The sequence below is a fragment of the Arthrobacter sp. NPDC090010 genome, from assembly GCF_044748305.1.
GTDB lineage: Bacteria > Actinomycetota > Actinomycetes > Actinomycetales > Micrococcaceae > Arthrobacter_E.
The window spans coordinates 191,277-206,750 of the sequence record NZ_JBIVFT010000003.1 but is presented as its reverse complement, the minus strand read 5'-3'; the positions used below and the strand labels follow the sequence as shown (position 1 = coordinate 206,750).

Below are 15,474 nucleotides of genomic sequence, written 5' to 3'. Positions count from 1 at the left end.
CTGCAGGCGCCGGGATTCTGCAGGCGACAGGGTTCTTCAGGCGCGGAGGCTCTGCGGGTATCCGAGGCCTCGCCGGGTGCGCTGCTCGTGTCCGGTGGATTGACCCCGGACATGACAGTGGGCGGGGGAGTCCCCCGCCCACTGTCATCGTCACCCCTTCATGGGGTGGCCGGGTGTCAGATGCCCACTGCTGCGATGGCGTTGGCTACCTGGGTGCAATCCGCGCTGGTGGTCCCGGCAACACCGTTCGTGACGTTGGCCGTGCAGGCCTGCGTCAGAGCGCTCTTGAGGGACGCGTAGGTGGCGTTGGACGGCAGCAGGGTCTGCGTGGTCCAGTACAGCTCGGCCGCCTTGTGGATGCCCAGGCCGGTCACGGTCTTGCCATTGAAAGTCGCGCCGTCCGTGATCAGGTAGGCCAGCTTGTTGCCCACGCCGCTGTTGGTGTGGACACCGCCCTGGTCGTTGTTCTGGTTCGGGGTGGAGCTGGTCGGGGCCCAGTAGGTGCCCTTGTAGATCTCCGGCTGCTGGTAGTTCTTCGGGTTCTTCATGTCACGGATGACGCCCAGCGAGCTGCCCTCGCCCATCTTCCAGCGGTTGGCGGCCGTGTCATCGGCGCTGCCGTTGCTGATGTCGACGAACTCACCGAAGATGTCGGACATCGACTCGTTGATGGCGCCGGACTCGTTCTGGTAGAGCAGTCCGTTGGTCTTGGAGGTGACACCGTGGGTCAGCTCGTGGCCGGTGACGTCGTCGGTGGTGACGCCTTCGCCGTAGACCATGGCGCTGATCTCATCGGACCAGAAGGCGTTGGTGTAGGGGCAGGACTCGCCGCTGATGCACTGCCGGACGCTGCCGCGGATGGCGGTGCCGATGCTGTCGTTGTAGTTGGCGCCGACCAGTGCGGTCAGGTCGCCGGCGTTGGTGTTGGCGGCGTAGAACGCGCTCGTGTCTCCGAAGAAGTTGTAGACGCTGTTGACGTCGGCGACGCTGGACGCGGCCTGGCCTTCCTTGCGGGCCAGTGTGTTCTTGGTGCCGACACCGCACTGGAGATCTGCGTAGGTGACGCCGCTCTTGCGGTTGGCGTCACAGACGGCGCGGTTGAGTTCGTGCGTGTTCGTGGCGGTGGCCAGAACGGTGGGAGCGCCGGTGGCGGCGACCGTCACCGTGTAGCTGGAGTCGTGGTTGCTGACCAGCACCTGGTAGGCCGGCTGCGCGACGGTGCTCGCGTCGCTGGCGCCGGTCAGGGCCGGTGCGAACCAGACGGTCTGGCTGACCTTGGTCTTGGCGCCGGTGAGCTTCACGCTGGCGGCGGCTGCGGCCTTGGCGGCCTTCTCACCCTTGGAGAGCGTGCCCTGGCTCGGGAACGCGCCACTCGTGCCGGTCGCCACGGAACCCATGGCCTGGATCAGCGCGCCGTCCTTGTCGGAGGTCTGGGCCACCGAGGAGCCGGCGACGATGTGTCCGTCGATGACCTGGGTGAAGCGGGACAGGTGACCGGTGCCGAGGGTCTGATCGCGAACCTGCCGGAACGTCGAGCCGGCGGCGGCGTTGAAGGTCTGCGTCAGCTCGTTGCTGACGGCATGACGGTCGACGGTGGTGGCCTTCTTCTTGGCGACGAAGCTCTCGACGTGACCGGAGCCCGAGGTGAGGACCTGGCCGTTGTCCGGGTTTGCCGGTGCAGCCGAGGCGATGGTGGCGGATAGGCCAAGCGTGGTCAGTGCGCCGACAGCGCAGATGGTTCCCAGGCGCTTGAGGCCCGACGTGGATCGCACGATTGTTTCCTCCTGAGTGAGTGAGAGTGGGTTTTGCACCCGAACTGAGAATGCAGTATCAGTCATGCTTCGTCAAGCAAATATTTCAGATTGTCAACTATTTACAGATGAGCGTCTGATCAATAAAAGCGGCGTTAAGACCGGTCCTGATAGGCCAGATCTCGCCACAATCCGGGGCTTTCCGGGAGTACGGGATAGCCTGGAACGGTGCTGCGGTTTCCCTCGTCACGCGGCGACATGGAGGAGGCGAGACGCATATGACAAGAGGTCCGGACAGGACCACGGCGCATGGCCGTATGGCGCCCCTCCACCTGGATCCGCGGGCTCTCGCCTGGGTGTTCGGGGGTGGCGTGCTCGGGGCCCTGACCCGTTACCTGGTCTCCCTGGCCGTACCGGCTCCCGGAGGCTGGCCGCTGGCCACGGTGCTCATCAACGTGGTGGGCGCGTTTCTCCTGGGCCTTCTGCTGGAGGCCCTGGTCCGGAGAGGACCCGATGTGGGCTGGGCCCGCCGCTTCCGGCTTCTCGGGGGTACGGGATTCCTCGGCGCCTTCACGACGTACAGCACGTTCGCCGTCGATGCCGTCCACCTGCTGAGCGCCGGTCGGGCCGTCGAGGCGCTCGGCTATGTGGCCGCGACTCTCCTGCTCGGAGGGGCGGCGACCGCCCTGGGCATCTGGATCGCAGAGATCGCGCACCGGATGCGCACCGAGGAGCACCGGGAACCTGGAGGCCGCCCATGACCGGGCTCTGGCTGGCGCTCGCGGGCGGGGCCGGCGCCGTCGCACGTTTCATGCTCGACGGCGCCGTCCGCCGACGCTGGCCCACCGACTTCCCGTTCGCCACGCTCTTGATCAACGTGAGCGGTTCCTTCGTGCTCGGGCTGCTCGCCGGAGCCGTGGCTCATCACAGCCTCGGCCCGGAGGCGCTTCTCATCGCCGGAACGGGCTTCCTCGGCGGTTACACCACCTTCAGCACCGCGAGCCTGGAAACGGTTCGTCTGCTGCACAACCGCGAACCGCTGCGCGCCGTGCTCTACGGCCTCGGGGGCGCTGCGCTCTGTCTGCTTGCAGCTTGGGCCGGGATCGCGCTGGCCTGATCCGCTCTCCTCATACGCGAGTGGTCATTTGATCGCAGTCCTGAGCTGAAACATTGCGATCAAGTGACCACTCGCGGTGGGTGCGCCTCACTTGTCGAAAGGAACGTTCTTCCAGTTCAGGACGGGCTGGCCGACGCCGGCAGCACCGTTCGGGGCGACACTGACTTTGAGATAGTCGGTGGCCTTCGCCGCGCCGTCGACCGTCACGCGCTGCAGCCTGTCCGCATGTCCGGTCACGCCGTAGGCCGTCAGCCAGTGGGAGCCCGTCGCGAGCGGACGGTCGGCGTTGTAGACGTGGCTGTCGCCGTCGAAAAGGTACGTTTCGCCGTCGAAGGCCGAGCTCTCGTCGATGAGCGTCTGGACGATCGGCTTGAAGGCGCTGATGTCCCCCCACTGCACGGCGTACGTGGGATCGAACATGTCCGCCTGCTGCAGAACGACGACGGCGCGGTCGTGCCGCTGCCTGGCCTGCGCGAAGCTCTGCTTCAGTTCTGCCACCACGGCGTCGGTGCGGTGCTTCACCTCGGCCAGCTGTTCCGGGGTGGGGGTTGTCTTCCCAAGCCCGGACCAGGGGAGCGTGGAATTGTTGCTGCCCGGAACGTTGATGACGGCGAAGGAGATGCGATTGCGTGAGAAGGAGACGTTCTCCGGCAGGCCGAGCGACGCCTGACTCTTGACCGGCATGGTGGCGCCCAGGGTCTTGCCGGGCTGGGAGAAGAACACCTCGCGAAGCTTCGTGAGACGTTCCAGCGGGTTGTATGCGCCGTTGTTGGTGCGGTGGCAATCGGTCCACTCATTGTCGCCGGGGGTGTAGACCAGGGGATGCGTGAAGCGGTCGAACTGGGTCTTGATCTGTGCGAAATACTCATCGGAGCAGACCGTGGAACCGTTCTTGATGTCCCCGACATGGACTACGAAGTCGAGGGACTTGTCCGCGTTGAGCGCGGTGACGTGCTGCGGGAATTCCTGGATGGCCTGCTCGCCGTACGGGGTGTCTCCGATGACGGCGAAGCTGAAGGCGTCGTGCTGGGGAGTGGTGTCCTGCGCCTGGGCGGGGAGTCCGAGGGCTGTGGCGGCCAGGAGTGCGACGGCGGTGGCCGCGCCCAGCCGGGCAGCGGTGCGGCGGGTGGGGAGTGTGGAATTCATGGCGGTCCTCCGGGGAGCGTAGGGGTGCATCCGGAGTGTAAGCAGCCCGCTTCTGTCGGCGGGTGAGCCCGGGATGGCCGTGAGATGAACTCTCTGCCGTCCCCGCGCTCGCGAGTCGGCACTTAATCACAGTCCGAGGCGCTCGGACTGTGATTAAGTGCCGACTCGCGAGGAAATCAGGAGCGCCTAGCCCAGGAACTCGCGAGCCGTGGATACGAGAGCCTTCACGCCGTTGCCCAGGGTCGGGTCGATGACCGGGGCGAAGAACGGCGAATGGTTGGAGGGCACCTCATCCGGCATCCGTCCGGTCTTGGCGACGATCTCGGCCAGAGCCGGATCCCCGCCACCCAGAAACCAGTACACGAGCGGAACGCCGGCCGCCGTCGCGAATTCCCCGACATCCTCGCTGCCGGAGAGCGGACCCGGGTTCAGCACGCTGTGCTCGCCCAGGACGCTTCGCAGCACGGTGGCGACGCGCTCGCTGGCGCTCGGGTCGTTGACTGTGACGGGGAAGCGCTCGAAGTACTCGACCGTGGGTTCCTTCGGGGCGTTCGATGCGGCAGACTCGGCCTGCGCGATGCGCTCCACCGCTGCGAGGACCTTGGTGCGGACCTCCTCGCGGTAGCTGCGCACGGACAGACCCAGCACGGCGTGATCCGCGATGATGTTGTTCTTGGTCCCGGAGTGGACCTGGCCCACCGTCACCACTGCGGTGTCCAGGGCGCTGATCTCGCGGGACACCACGCCCTGCAGACGATTGATCACATTGGCGGCGAGGTACACGGGATCCACGGTGGCCTCGGGCCGGGAGCCGTGCCCGCCCGTGCCGTGGAGGGTGATGTTCAGGCTGTCGGCGGCGGCCATCGCCGGCCCCGGGGTCAGTCCGATGAAGCCTGCGGGAATAGGGGCGACGTGCTGGCCGAGAACGACATCGGGACGCGGGAAACGGTCCAGGAAGCCGTCCGCGATCATCTCAGAGGCTCCGCCGCCGGCTTCCTCGGCGGGCTGGAAGACGGTCACCAGGGTGCCACCCCAGGCGTCCTTCTCCGCGGCGAGCTGTTCGGCGGCGCCGAGGAGGCAGGTCACGTGGACGTCGTGGCCGCAGGCGTGCATGACCGGGACATCCTTGCCGTCGGGATCGGTTCCCCGGGCGGTGCTGGCGTACTCCAGGCCGGTCTGTTCCTGGACGGGAAGGCCGTCCATATCGGCGCGCAACAGCACCGTGGGGCCCTCGCCATTGCTCAGGACGCCGACGACGCCGGTGCGCCCCACGCCTTCGGTCACGTCGAATCCGAGCTCCCGCAGGTGCCCGGCGACGATGCCGGCCGTGCGCGTCTCCTGGAAGGAGAGCTCGGGGTTGGTGTGCAGATCTTTGTAAATGGCGGTGAGATCCAGAGTCATGACCCCAGGCTAGTTGCAGTGGGCAACCAAAGAAAGTGCCACGCGGACCCAAGCAGCTCGCGAGACGTCACATGAGCACAGTCCCGGAGGGCAACACTGTGCTCATGTGACGTCTCGCGAGAGCGGGTGAGGCTCAGGCGCAGACGATGCGCTGGGCGCCCAGGCCCGGAGCCTCGATCTCGACGACGTCGCCGGACTTGAGGTATTCGAAGCGGCCCGACATCGCCACGCCCTCGGGAGTGCCGGTGATGATCACGTCTCCGGGCTCCAGGGCCATGAACTGACTCACGTGATGCACCAGGTGAGCGGCGCGGAAGACCATGTCCGCCGTCGTCGACCGCTGGCACTCGACGCCGTTGACGCGCGTCGAGAGCGGCAGGGAGGACACGTCGAAGTGGCCGCCGTCGGAGTCCGTGGCGGGTACCAGCCACGGCCCCAGCGGGGTGGAACCGGGCAGTGACTTGCCCTTGGTCCACTGGCCGCCCGCCCCGCCGAGCTGCAGCTCACGCTCCGAGAGGTCGTTGGCCAGGACATAACCGACGATGGCGGCCTGCGCCTCCTGCTCGTCGGACAGCAGATGGGCGTGACGGCCGATCACCAGGCCGAGTTCCACCTCCCAGTCGAGTTTGCCGGCGCCGGGCAGACCGGGGAACTCGTCGTACGGGCCGGCCACCGAGTTGGACGGCTTGAGGAAGACGACGGGCGACGACGGCGGTTCCAGGCCGGACTCCGCGGCATGGGCCGCGTAGTTCAGGCCGATGCCCACCAGATTCGCGGGGCGGGCCAGGGGCGCGCCGACGCGGCCGGAAGGCACCACACGGGGCAGTTCTCCGGCGTCGAGGGCCGCCTGTGTGACTCCCACGAAGTCGCGGGAGAGGAAGTCGGAGTCGATGTCATGGGTCAGGGGCAGGAGGCTGAAGTACTGCGCGCGGCCATCGGCGTCGTCGACAACCACCACGGGCTCCTCGGCGCCGGTGGCGCCGAAACGGGCGAACTTGAGGGTCATGTCACCAGTGTCCGGGCGTCGGTGGCCCGGCGGAAATGTGACTGGCATCGCGTTCGCCGCCCGGTGCGCTCAGCTTGTGCGCCCCTGAGGCAGGCACTCGTACAAGGTCTGGGAAGTTCCCGAGGTGGCATTCGCTCCGCTGTAATCCTGGGCCGGGACTTTTGCGCAGTGCGCCGTGACCCATGCCGTGAGGGCGGCAGTCGGGCCGGTCGCATCGGCAGACTGACCGCCCAGGAAGGCGTTCATCGCGCCGCCGGCACCACCGATGGCGACGAACTTCAGCTGGCCCGCGTGAACCAGGGATTCCAGCCCCGTCAGGCTGGGGAACGGCACTTGCCCGCTGAACCCGCCCATGGCCAGGATCGGCGCCCCGTCGTCGAGGATGTACGGGGAAGCCGCACTCCAGCTCGTGGTGGCGAAGTCGTACTCGGCAGAGCCCCGGTGTGCCGAGGTGTACTGGAGCAGCGCTTGCTGTGCGGAGCTGAGCTGCGTGCCATTCCCGGACTGGCCGCCCCGCCCGCCGAACCCTGGCCGGTCTCCGGCGTCGCGGGATCCGCCGCCCCGGAAAGCCCCGGATCCTGAGAACGCGCCCGTGAGACGTCCGCCGTCCGGGGTGCCGCGATGCCCGGACGCCAGAGCCGTCCGCCCGGTGGCACCCCAGGACCCTCCGCTCGCGGACGGGCCCACGTTGCCCATCATCGAGGACATGGAACTGCCGGGCGCGAAGACCTGTGAGGCCCACACGGCAGGGGCGAGGAGGACCGACGCGAGCCCGGTGAGCAGCCCGACGGTCGCAACGGTGCGCCCGCGAGGCCTGGGCGACGAAGGCGCGCGATGGGGTCGTCCCAGAAGCAGGGCCGTCACGGCCCCGAGCCCGAGCAGAAGGGACAGCGGGGAGAGCCACACGCCGTAGCCGGGGAACTGGGCGGCCACCCAGGCGCTCCACACCGCGGTGCCTCCCACAGCCGTGGAGAGCGCCCAGACCCGCCTGCCGCCTTCCCGATAGGCGCGCCACATCAATGCGACACCGCCGCCGGCCAGGGCCGCCGATGGGACTGCGATGACGCCCATGTAGTAGGTGTGCCCGTTGACGGCGCCCGCGCTGAAGACCAGGAAATAACTCGTCAGCCACAGGCCCAGCAGCAGGAAGCCCCCGCGAACCGGATCGGTGCGTGGCTCGCGACGGCGCCACACGAGGCCCAGGACGACGGCGAGAGCGGCGAGAGGGTAGAGCCAGCCCGTCTGGGATGCCAGGGAGGAGCCGAACATCTTTCCCCAGCCGTTCTCGTCGGCGCTTCCACCGGGAAATCCGCCACCCGCGCCGAGTGCCGAGTCCGGCGCCGCGCCTGCGGAGCGGAAGGCCCGGTCGCCCGCTTCAGAGGCCGCCGCACCTCCGCTTCCGCCGGTCGCAGCGCCGGCGTCGTGCTGAGCCGCTCCGCCGCCGGCCCGGCCGCCGTGACCGCCCTGGGTGGCGCTGATGCTTCCGGTGCCGCTGGCGTCCAGGCCCACGGAGGAGAAGCGGTTCAGGAAGTTGTAGCCCACCACCATGCTCACAGCGGAGTTGTCAGTGGTTCCGTCGACATAGGGACGGTCGTTTGCCGGGATCAGCGTGACCGCGAGTACCCAGACCGAGGAGACGGCCAGCGTCACCGCACCGGCCGTGGCCACGTGAGCGATGCGTTTGCGGAGCGCCACAGGGGCCATGACCAGGTACAGGACGGCCAAGGCCGGCAGTACCACCCAGGCCTCCAGCATCTTGGCCTGGAAACCGAGACCGATCCAGACTCCCGCCATCAGCAGTGGACGCAGGGCCCCGGTCTGGGCGGCCTTCTGGGTGGCGAGGGCGGCCAACAGGACGCAGAGGGTGAAGAGCGGATCTTCGGTCTGAGTCCGGAACAGGCCGTCTGCGGCGGGGATGCACAGGAACGCTCCGCAGGCGAGGAGGGCCGCGTTCACACCCATCCACCGCTTCACCAGCAGATACATGACCAGTACGCTGCCGATTCCTTCCAGGACCTGGGGCAGGGTGAGCGCCCAGGAGTGGAATCCGAAGAGGCGCGCGGAGAGCGCTTGGGGCCAGAGGAAACCGGGCAGCTTGTCCAGGGTGATGGAGTTGGCCGGGTCGAAGGAACCGAAGAAGAAGGCCTTCCAGCTCTCCGACATGCTTCGCACCGCATCGGCGTAGAACGAATGGAACGGGCTGTCCCCGATGCCCCAGGCGTACAGGAGCGCCGCCATGGCCAGGATCGCCAGCAGGGCGGGCCGGGCATATCGGGGTTCGTTCGCGGACGCTCGCCACCAGGCCCGGCGAGCCGTGGTCAGGGGCGTCGCCGGGGCTGTTTCAGTGGATGCCATACCCCTCAGTGTGAGGTCTGATTCCGGCCTGTGACCTCGGTTCGGCGGCGTCCAGGGGAAGCTCCCACGAACGGCATATGGAATTCACAGTCCGCGGTCACGATGCGTCACGGCTGCCAGCAGACGGGCCCTCTCTCCGTCATCCAGCGCAGCACGTGCCGCCGCCGCGGCGAGACCGTAGGCGGAGTCCAGAATCGCGAGATCAGCAGAGGCGCTCGCCCCGGCATGGGCGAAGTCCGCCGTGTGGTGGACGGCCCCGTGCACCTCGTACCCCACCATCGGATGGATGCTGGGCACCCGATGCGAGACGTTCCCCATGTCGGTCGAGGCGAGGGGCTCCGACTGCACGGGAACCTCGCGCCCTCGGCGCACCATCGCCTCGGCGTAGGCACGCGCCAGGAAGCCGTCCTGCCTCAGCTCGGCGAAGACATTTCCGGCCGGAGTGATCTCCAGCGAACAGCCGGTGGCGTGCGCCCCGGCTTCGAAACAGCGTCGAACAGCGGCCCACACGGATTCCAGCTGGTCCAGCCGCGGCGCTCTGACCTCCAGGCGCGCCGCGGTCCGGTCCGGAATGATGTTCGGGGCCGCGCCGCCGTCGGTGACGATGTGTGAGACGACGACGTCGCGTGGGAGCTGCTGGCGAAGCAGCCCGACGGCGGTCTGGGCGATGACGAGCGCCGAGAGGGCGTTGACTCCTTCCTGGGGTGCGGTCGCCGCGTGGGCGGCCCGGCCGTTGAAACTCAGGTCCCAGCAGCCCAGGGCGAGCGAGGAGTTCCCCACGGCGTCCTCGCCACTCGCATGCACCATGAAGGCCATCGCCGCGCCGTCGAACATGCCCTCCTCCAGCAGATCCACCTTGCCGCCGTCGGCCTCCTCGGCGGGGGTGCCGAGGACCCGCACCGTCAGCCCGAGCGGCTCGGCGACTGAGGCGAGAGCGAGGGCTGCACCGAGGGTGGCCGCGGCATTCACATTGTGCCCGCAGGCATGCCCGATGCCCGGGAGTGCGTCGTACTCGATGCAGAACACCGCCACCAGCTCCCCGTCCCCGGCCTCGGCGAGGAGCGCGGTCGGCGCGGACGGCTGTGGGAGATCGGTGCGGAACCCGGCGGCGGCCAGCAGTGCACGGACCCGTGCCGCCGCCCGGTGCTCCTCGCCGCTGAGTTCCGGGTCGGCGTGCAGGGCGTGACTCAGTTCCAGGAGCTCCGCCTTCCAGCGGGCCAGGGACTCTTCCAGGGCCTTGTGGACCTCGGGAGCGGTGACCGTCCGGGCCGCGTGCATGCCGTTCATGCGCGAACCCCGTTCCCCAGGGCGGCCGTGCGCTTCGGATAGCGGAGGGAGACCACGCCGGCCAGTGCCGCAGCCAGTCCGAGCGTCACCCAGATGACGGCGAAGCCGGACAGGGGGATCTTGCCGTTCACGGCGGAGGCGGCGGAGATGAGGCGGACGACGGCGGCCCCGATGGAGATGCCGACGGACAGGGCCAGCTCGTTCAGGCCGGCTGCGGTGGACGTCTCCTCGACGGGGACACCTTCCACACTGAGCGTCCGGGTGGCTGCCTGATACATCCCCAGGCCCAGGTAGAAGACCCCGAAACCGGCGACGTAGCCGATCATCGAGCCGTGCAGCAGACCCATCAGGAGGAAGCCGGCCGCCAGAATGGCCGCTGCGCAGACCAGACCGCCGCGCTCGCCGACACGGGCCATGAGTGGCGGAAGCGCCAGGGAGGAGAGGAAGCCGAGGACCGAGGCCGCGGCCAGGACCGCTGCGATGTCCATCGGCCCCATGCCGAACCCGAAGCCGGCCGCGGCGGAGTCGGAGTGCAGGAAGAGCCCGTTGCTGCCGAAGTAGCTGATGGACGAGAAGCCGAACAGGAAGGTCGCGATGGTGACCGTCCGGACCCGGGGCACCGCAAGGAGGTGCAGGTCGATGAAACGGCGCGGTGCCGCCGTCGTCGTCGCCTTGCGGAGGTCCAGCCGGACCCACAGGGCGAGCAGGAGGATTCCCGCCAGACCCGTGACGAGCGTCGGCGCCGAAAGCCAGCCCCAGTCCGGCCCCATGGACAGTGCCGTCACGAGGCCGATCAGACCGAGGCTGCACAACGCGAGGGGCAGGATGGCGATGGGTTCCCGGGTGGCCGGCAGCCCTTCCGGCACGAAGAAGGAGGCGATGAGGGCGACGGCGGCGAAGGGCACCGCGATCCAGAATCCGAGCGTCGGATGCTCGGCGCCCACGATGCCGGCGAGGAGGCCGCCGACACCCACCGTGATCATGAGGGTGCCGATCATGGCGCCCACTCCGCTGCGGGTGCTCTCCGGGCGGGTGGCGCGCAGGATGCCCATCATGAGCGGGATGAAGCCGACCACGCAGGTCAGCAGCACCACGCCCACCGAGATGGTCAGCAGGCTGGGAGCCACGGCCATCAGAACCGCGCCTGCCGCCACCGTGGCGGTGGAGATCCGCAGGACGAGCCGGCAGCCCCAGCTGTCTCCGAGGCGGGAGATGATCGGCGTCATGACGGCGAAGGCCACATTGGAGATGAGGAACAGGCCGTTGATGGTGGGATCGTCAAGGTGGAGTTCCGGGCCGAGCGCCGGGAGGATCGGGTTCAGGTAGCCCTGGGTGATGCCGGACAGGGCCTCGATCAACGCCATGGCGACGATCAGGCCCAGGACACTGGTCCGGGCGGGGGAGGACGGGGTGGCAATGCCTGTGTTCATGGATGGCAACTCTCGGATCACGCTGACGGAAGTCCGTGATGGACATCACTAAGCTAGGAGGATCCGCCGTTGCTGCGGAGAAAATGCTCGAATCCTCCACAATTGGCCATCACATGAATGAAATCGCTGAAATATCCGAAGCTGACCTCGCCCTGGTGGGCGCCCTGGAGGTCAACCCGAGAGCCGAATGGTCGGTGCTCGGCGCGACGCTGGGCTTGGCGCCCAGCACGGTGTCCCGCCGTTGGGCGGCGCTGACGGAACGCGGCGACGCCTGGGTGACGCTGGCCCCGGGGCCCCGCTATCTGGAGGCCGGATCGTCGGCGTTCCTCTTCCTCTCGACCGAACCGGAACGGCAGGACGTGGTGCTGGAGGCGCTCTGCGCGAGCCCCTTCTTCGGCACTGTCTCCCGGATGACGGGCGAATACGACGTCATGGCCGACTGCTTCGCCCCCGGTTACGAGCAGCTCATGGACGCCGTCTCCGCAGTGCTTTCGGGACTGTCCGGGGTGACACGCTGGGAGGTGGTGCTCGCCACCCGCTTGCATCGGGAGGGCACCCAATGGCGACTCGGAACCATCGACCCAGGTCAGGAACGCGCGCTCGGAATCGGTGCGCCGGACCGGAAGGCGGGACGCCTCGGCGCGGTGGACGCGGCGCTCGTCGCGGCTCTCAGCCGGGACGGCCGGGCCGGGTGGGAACGGCTCGGTGCCCAGGTGGGCGTCTCTGCTCAGACCGCGCGGCGCCGGACGGAGCAGCTGCTCTCCGGAGGCCAGGTCTCGCTGCGCTGCGACTTCTCGACGGCGTTCCGGCCGCGTCACCGGGAGGTGACGATCATCCTCAGCGTCCCGGCGGCGCAGCTGGAACCCGCAGGCCGGTTCTTCGCGGAGCAGGCGAGCTGCCGGGTGAGCGCACAGGTCCTGGGCCGCTGTAATCTGCTGGCCACCTTCTGGGTCCGGGACCTTCTGGAGGTTCATGCCCTGGAACTGCGCGTGCTGCAACAGATCCCCGGGGCGACGGTCCTGGGCCGGCAGGCCGTGGTGCGGACGGACAAACGGTCGGGGCATCGACTGGACCGGGCGGGCCGGTCCACAGGGGTGGTCCCGCTGCTTCTGGGCGGGGAGGACCCGGGTACGGTTCAGGGATCGCCGGTTCTATGACCACCGCTCCGGCTTTCGGGCGGCCTACCGTTCGCGGAGGCGATCCATCTCTCGCCGGTCCTTCTTGGTGGGGCGTCCGGCACCGCGGTCGCGGACCGGGATTCCCAGCATCGGTGCCACTGGACGTGGCGGGGTGCGATCGGTGAACGCGTGCGACGCCGCTTCGGCCCCCACTCGTTTGGCGATCAACTGGCGGACTTCCAGAATGCGTTCGTAGCCGGGCATCTTGACGCGCACCTCATCGCCGGGGATCACGATCTGCGAGGCTTTCACGGGATTTCCGTTCAGCCGCACATGCCCGGCCCGACAGGCCGTTGTGGCGGCGGATCGGGTCTTATAGGCGCGTACGGCCCACAGCCAGGCATCCACCCGGACGGCATTGGGGGAGGACTTGGAGAGTGAGGGGATCTCGGAACGGGCTGCCATGGGTACTGATTATGCGCCCTTGGCGTGCCGTTCTTCGTTCTGATCCGCCGGGCGCAGCAGGCCGGGCATGTTCTTCCGGGCGATGCCTTCCTGGCGGACGGACTTCTTGCCCGGTTTCCAGGCGGTGCGGTCCGCGACCGGCGGGGCCGTCATGGCCGGCGCGACGGTCGTCTCGGGAACGGCCGCGGCACCTGCGCTGGCGGCGACGGCGGCCTTCTTCACGGAGGGTCGTGCCTGCAGGAGCTCCTGTGCCTTCACGGTGCTGTCTTGCAGGGGATTGCTGACTTTGGCGACTGTGGGAAGCACCCCGGAATCGGTGGCCTTGGCCAGGGCCCGGGCATCGGCCTCACGGACGGCCTTCTTCCACTCGGGCTCCAGCTCGGTCCCGGTCTTGGAAGTCTCACGTGCGGGCTCACCATCCGTGACGGCCGCGGCCGTCGCAGGTTTGAACAGCCCGACGGCGCGCGCGACTCCGAGATAGGCCAGCCTGCCCACGCCCGTCAGGGCGAGCGCCATGCAGCCGGCGAAAAGCACCAGGCCGGCCAGCAAGGCGGCGATCATCAAGGTCCCCATGAATGTCAGGTTCAGGACCAGAGTGGTGTCCGATGTCATGCGCCGTCATCCCCTTTGGCGGTGTACATACCGTGGTGCCAGGACGTGCGTGCGCCCTGACGAAAAACTCTGGATTAAACGCTAACCACTGAAGCTGTGTTCAGGGCCACTGTGGCGACACTGTTGCGGAATTGTAGTTCGTTTGTGATGAAAAAGGGCCCGAACGGAGCGGTGGTGCACGGCGCGTACCCTTAAAGCTGGCCATTTTCGTGCCGGTGGCGGGAACACCCCGTCCCGGACCATCGAGGGAAACGGGGTGCGAAGCATGGACACAGCGGACCTCACACGACGTCTGGTCACCTTGGAATCCCTGACGAAGGGCCCGGCCTGGGCTCTGACCCGGTCGGCCCCCTGGGTGATCGCGGTTCTGCAGGCCACATTCACGCGGACCCGGCCCAGCCTGCCCCTCGAAGAATTCCACGCCGAACTCGATCTCGCCCTGGAACAGCTGCGTTCCACGGACCCGGCACTGGCGGGGGCCAACACGGGACGTACCGTGGCCGACGAGTGGACCCGCCGCAAGTTCATCACCCGACGGCATCATTCGGGCCAGATCATCTACGAGCTCACCGAGGCGGCCTCCCGCGTGCTCGCCTTCCTCGACAGTCTCAGTTCTCCGCGTTCCACCCTCACCGGTTCCCGCCTGGGGACGCTGCTGGGCGACGTCGAGAAGCTGGCCCACGAGACCAACCCCGACCAGACGGCGCGCCTGGAGTCCCTCCGCGAGGAGATCCGGGAGCGCGAGGAACTGATCCAGGGCATCACCTCCGGCGAGCTGGACGGGCTCCTGGATGAGGATGAGGCCGTGGAGGCCGCCGAGAACATCCTGGACCTCGCCGCAAGCCTGCCGGCGGACTACAAGAAGATGCGTGACAGCATCGAAGACCTGGTGGGCAAACTCCGCAACCAGATCATCGAGGAGTCCCTCAGCAAGGGCGCCACCATGGCCCAGGTGCTGGAGCAGGACAAGGTGCTCCGGCAGAGCCCCGAAGGGCGTACCTTCCGTTCCTTCACGGCCTTCCTGGAAGACCCTCAGCAGCAACTGCGCTTCCGCTCGGCGATCGCCGAGGTGCTGAGCCGTCAGTTCGCGGACACCCTGGCCGCTCAGGACCGCGAGACCCTGAAGAACCTGGTGGCCGAATTGCGGACCCAGCACGGCCAGATCCAGCGCATCTACGGCAAGCTGTCGGAGAGCCTGAACACCTATGTGCAGAGTGATGACTTCCGGCATTCGCTTCGCCTGCGCGAGGCGCTGAGGAAGGCGGAGCAGGCCATTCGGGTCCTGCCCTATGAACGGGACAGGCCCGGTTTCGCCGCTGCGCCGGAGCTTTTCGGCGGTGTCCTGGAATCCCTGTCCATGGTGCATCTCTTCGATCCGGACGAGTTCGAGGAGCCGCCGCGCCTGGCGGACCCGATCGATTTCGCGGACGACGCCCGGACCCGCTCGCCGCGCACGCCCAAGGCCAAGCCGGCCCTGGTGAGGGCGGCCCTGGCCGGTGCGGACACCGTCGGCGGGGCGTGGGATGCCCTTCCGCCGCAGGAGCGCCACATCAACTCGATCCGGGCGCTGCTGGCGGAGGCGCTGAACACGGGTGCCGTGTTCTCCGCTGAGAGTGAGGAACGAGTGGAGTTCGAGCAGGTGGACGGCACTCTGAGGCCGGCGACGCTGCCGCTCGTGACGCTTCCCAGCGTCGGGCCGCCGTCGACTCCCGCCCCACCGTTGAGTGCTCAATAGTGGCGGGTTCCGAGGGGATCAGCCCGCCACAAGTGAGCACGCAACGCAGAG

Annotated in this window: 13 protein-coding genes; 4 read left to right on the top strand and 9 right to left on the bottom strand. The window is 68.1% G+C overall.

The annotated features are described in order from the left end of the window. Window positions 1-176 precede the first annotated feature (176 nt). Window positions 177-1,772 (bottom strand): M4 family metallopeptidase, encoded by a 1,596-nt coding sequence (locus tag ACIPXZ_RS06360; protein WP_400591464.1) that lies wholly within the window; start codon window positions 1,770-1,772, stop codon window positions 177-179. Window positions 1,773-2,029: 257 nt separating this feature from the next. Here ACIPXZ_RS06360 and crcB (ACIPXZ_RS06355) point away from each other — a divergent pair, with 257 nt between their 5' ends. Beyond that, the gene (gene crcB, locus ACIPXZ_RS06355) at window positions 2,030-2,512 is read left to right on the top strand and encodes a fluoride efflux transporter CrcB (RefSeq protein WP_400591462.1); all 483 of its coding nucleotides are present in this window, start codon (window positions 2,030-2,032) and stop codon (window positions 2,510-2,512) included. Next, window positions 2,509-2,868 (top strand): fluoride efflux transporter CrcB, encoded by a 360-nt coding sequence (gene crcB, locus ACIPXZ_RS06350; protein ID WP_400591460.1) that lies wholly within the window; start codon window positions 2,509-2,511, stop codon window positions 2,866-2,868. Before crcB (ACIPXZ_RS06355) ends, crcB (ACIPXZ_RS06350) begins: the two co-directional genes overlap by 4 nt. An 87-nt stretch (window positions 2,869-2,955) precedes the next feature. On the opposite strand, the gene ACIPXZ_RS06345 is transcribed toward crcB (ACIPXZ_RS06350), so the two are convergent. From ACIPXZ_RS06345 to ACIPXZ_RS06320, 6 genes are all read right to left on the bottom strand, one after another. Continuing rightward, on the bottom strand, window positions 2,956-4,014 hold the full coding sequence (locus tag ACIPXZ_RS06345; protein ID WP_400591459.1) for a metallophosphoesterase family protein: 1,059 nt from the start codon (window positions 4,012-4,014) through the stop codon (window positions 2,956-2,958). A gap of 186 nt (window positions 4,015-4,200) precedes the next feature. Then, window positions 4,201-5,415 carry an amidohydrolase gene (locus ACIPXZ_RS06340; RefSeq protein ID WP_400591457.1) on the bottom strand — a complete coding sequence of 405 codons (1,215 nt, stop codon included), beginning with the start codon at window positions 5,413-5,415 and terminating at the stop codon, window positions 4,201-4,203. A gap of 133 nt (window positions 5,416-5,548) precedes the next feature. Next, a complete protein-coding gene (locus ACIPXZ_RS06335; protein WP_400591455.1) occupies window positions 5,549-6,421 on the bottom strand; it encodes a fumarylacetoacetate hydrolase family protein in 873 nt (290 codons plus the stop codon). 69 nt (window positions 6,422-6,490) lie between these two features. Further along, the gene (locus ACIPXZ_RS06330) at window positions 6,491-8,776 is read right to left on the bottom strand and encodes an ArnT family glycosyltransferase (protein WP_400591453.1); all 2,286 of its coding nucleotides are present in this window, start codon (window positions 8,774-8,776) and stop codon (window positions 6,491-6,493) included. A gap of 84 nt (window positions 8,777-8,860) precedes the next feature. Next, window positions 8,861-10,063 carry an amidohydrolase gene (locus ACIPXZ_RS06325; protein WP_400591451.1) on the bottom strand — a complete coding sequence of 401 codons (1,203 nt, stop codon included), beginning with the start codon at window positions 10,061-10,063 and terminating at the stop codon, window positions 8,861-8,863. After that, window positions 10,060-11,493 carry an MFS transporter gene (locus ACIPXZ_RS06320; RefSeq protein WP_400591449.1) on the bottom strand — a complete coding sequence of 478 codons (1,434 nt, stop codon included), beginning with the start codon at window positions 11,491-11,493 and terminating at the stop codon, window positions 10,060-10,062. The genes ACIPXZ_RS06325 and ACIPXZ_RS06320 overlap by 4 nt, the downstream gene beginning before the upstream one ends. A 113-nt stretch (window positions 11,494-11,606) precedes the next feature. On the opposite strand from ACIPXZ_RS06320, the gene ACIPXZ_RS06315 reads away from it, so the two are divergent. Then, complete coding sequence (locus tag ACIPXZ_RS06315; RefSeq protein ID WP_400591447.1) at window positions 11,607-12,650, top strand: AsnC family transcriptional regulator; 1,044 nt, start codon at window positions 11,607-11,609, stop codon at window positions 12,648-12,650. 24 nt (window positions 12,651-12,674) lie between these two features. On the opposite strand, the gene ACIPXZ_RS06310 is transcribed toward ACIPXZ_RS06315, so the two are convergent. Together ACIPXZ_RS06310 and ACIPXZ_RS06305 are read right to left on the bottom strand one after the other, a co-directional pair. Next, window positions 12,675-13,076: an RNA-binding S4 domain-containing protein gene (locus ACIPXZ_RS06310; protein ID WP_400591445.1), complete on the bottom strand. Its 402-nt coding sequence runs from the start codon at window positions 13,074-13,076 to the stop codon at window positions 12,675-12,677. Between the two features lie 9 nt (window positions 13,077-13,085). Next, window positions 13,086-13,688 (bottom strand): hypothetical protein, encoded by a 603-nt coding sequence (locus tag ACIPXZ_RS06305; RefSeq protein WP_400591443.1) that lies wholly within the window; start codon window positions 13,686-13,688, stop codon window positions 13,086-13,088. 265 nt (window positions 13,689-13,953) lie between these two features. Here ACIPXZ_RS06305 and ACIPXZ_RS06300 point away from each other — a divergent pair, with 265 nt between their 5' ends. Next, a complete protein-coding gene (locus tag ACIPXZ_RS06300; RefSeq protein WP_400591441.1) occupies window positions 13,954-15,423 on the top strand; it encodes a DUF3375 family protein in 1,470 nt (489 codons plus the stop codon). Window positions 15,424-15,474: the final 51 nt, after the last annotated feature.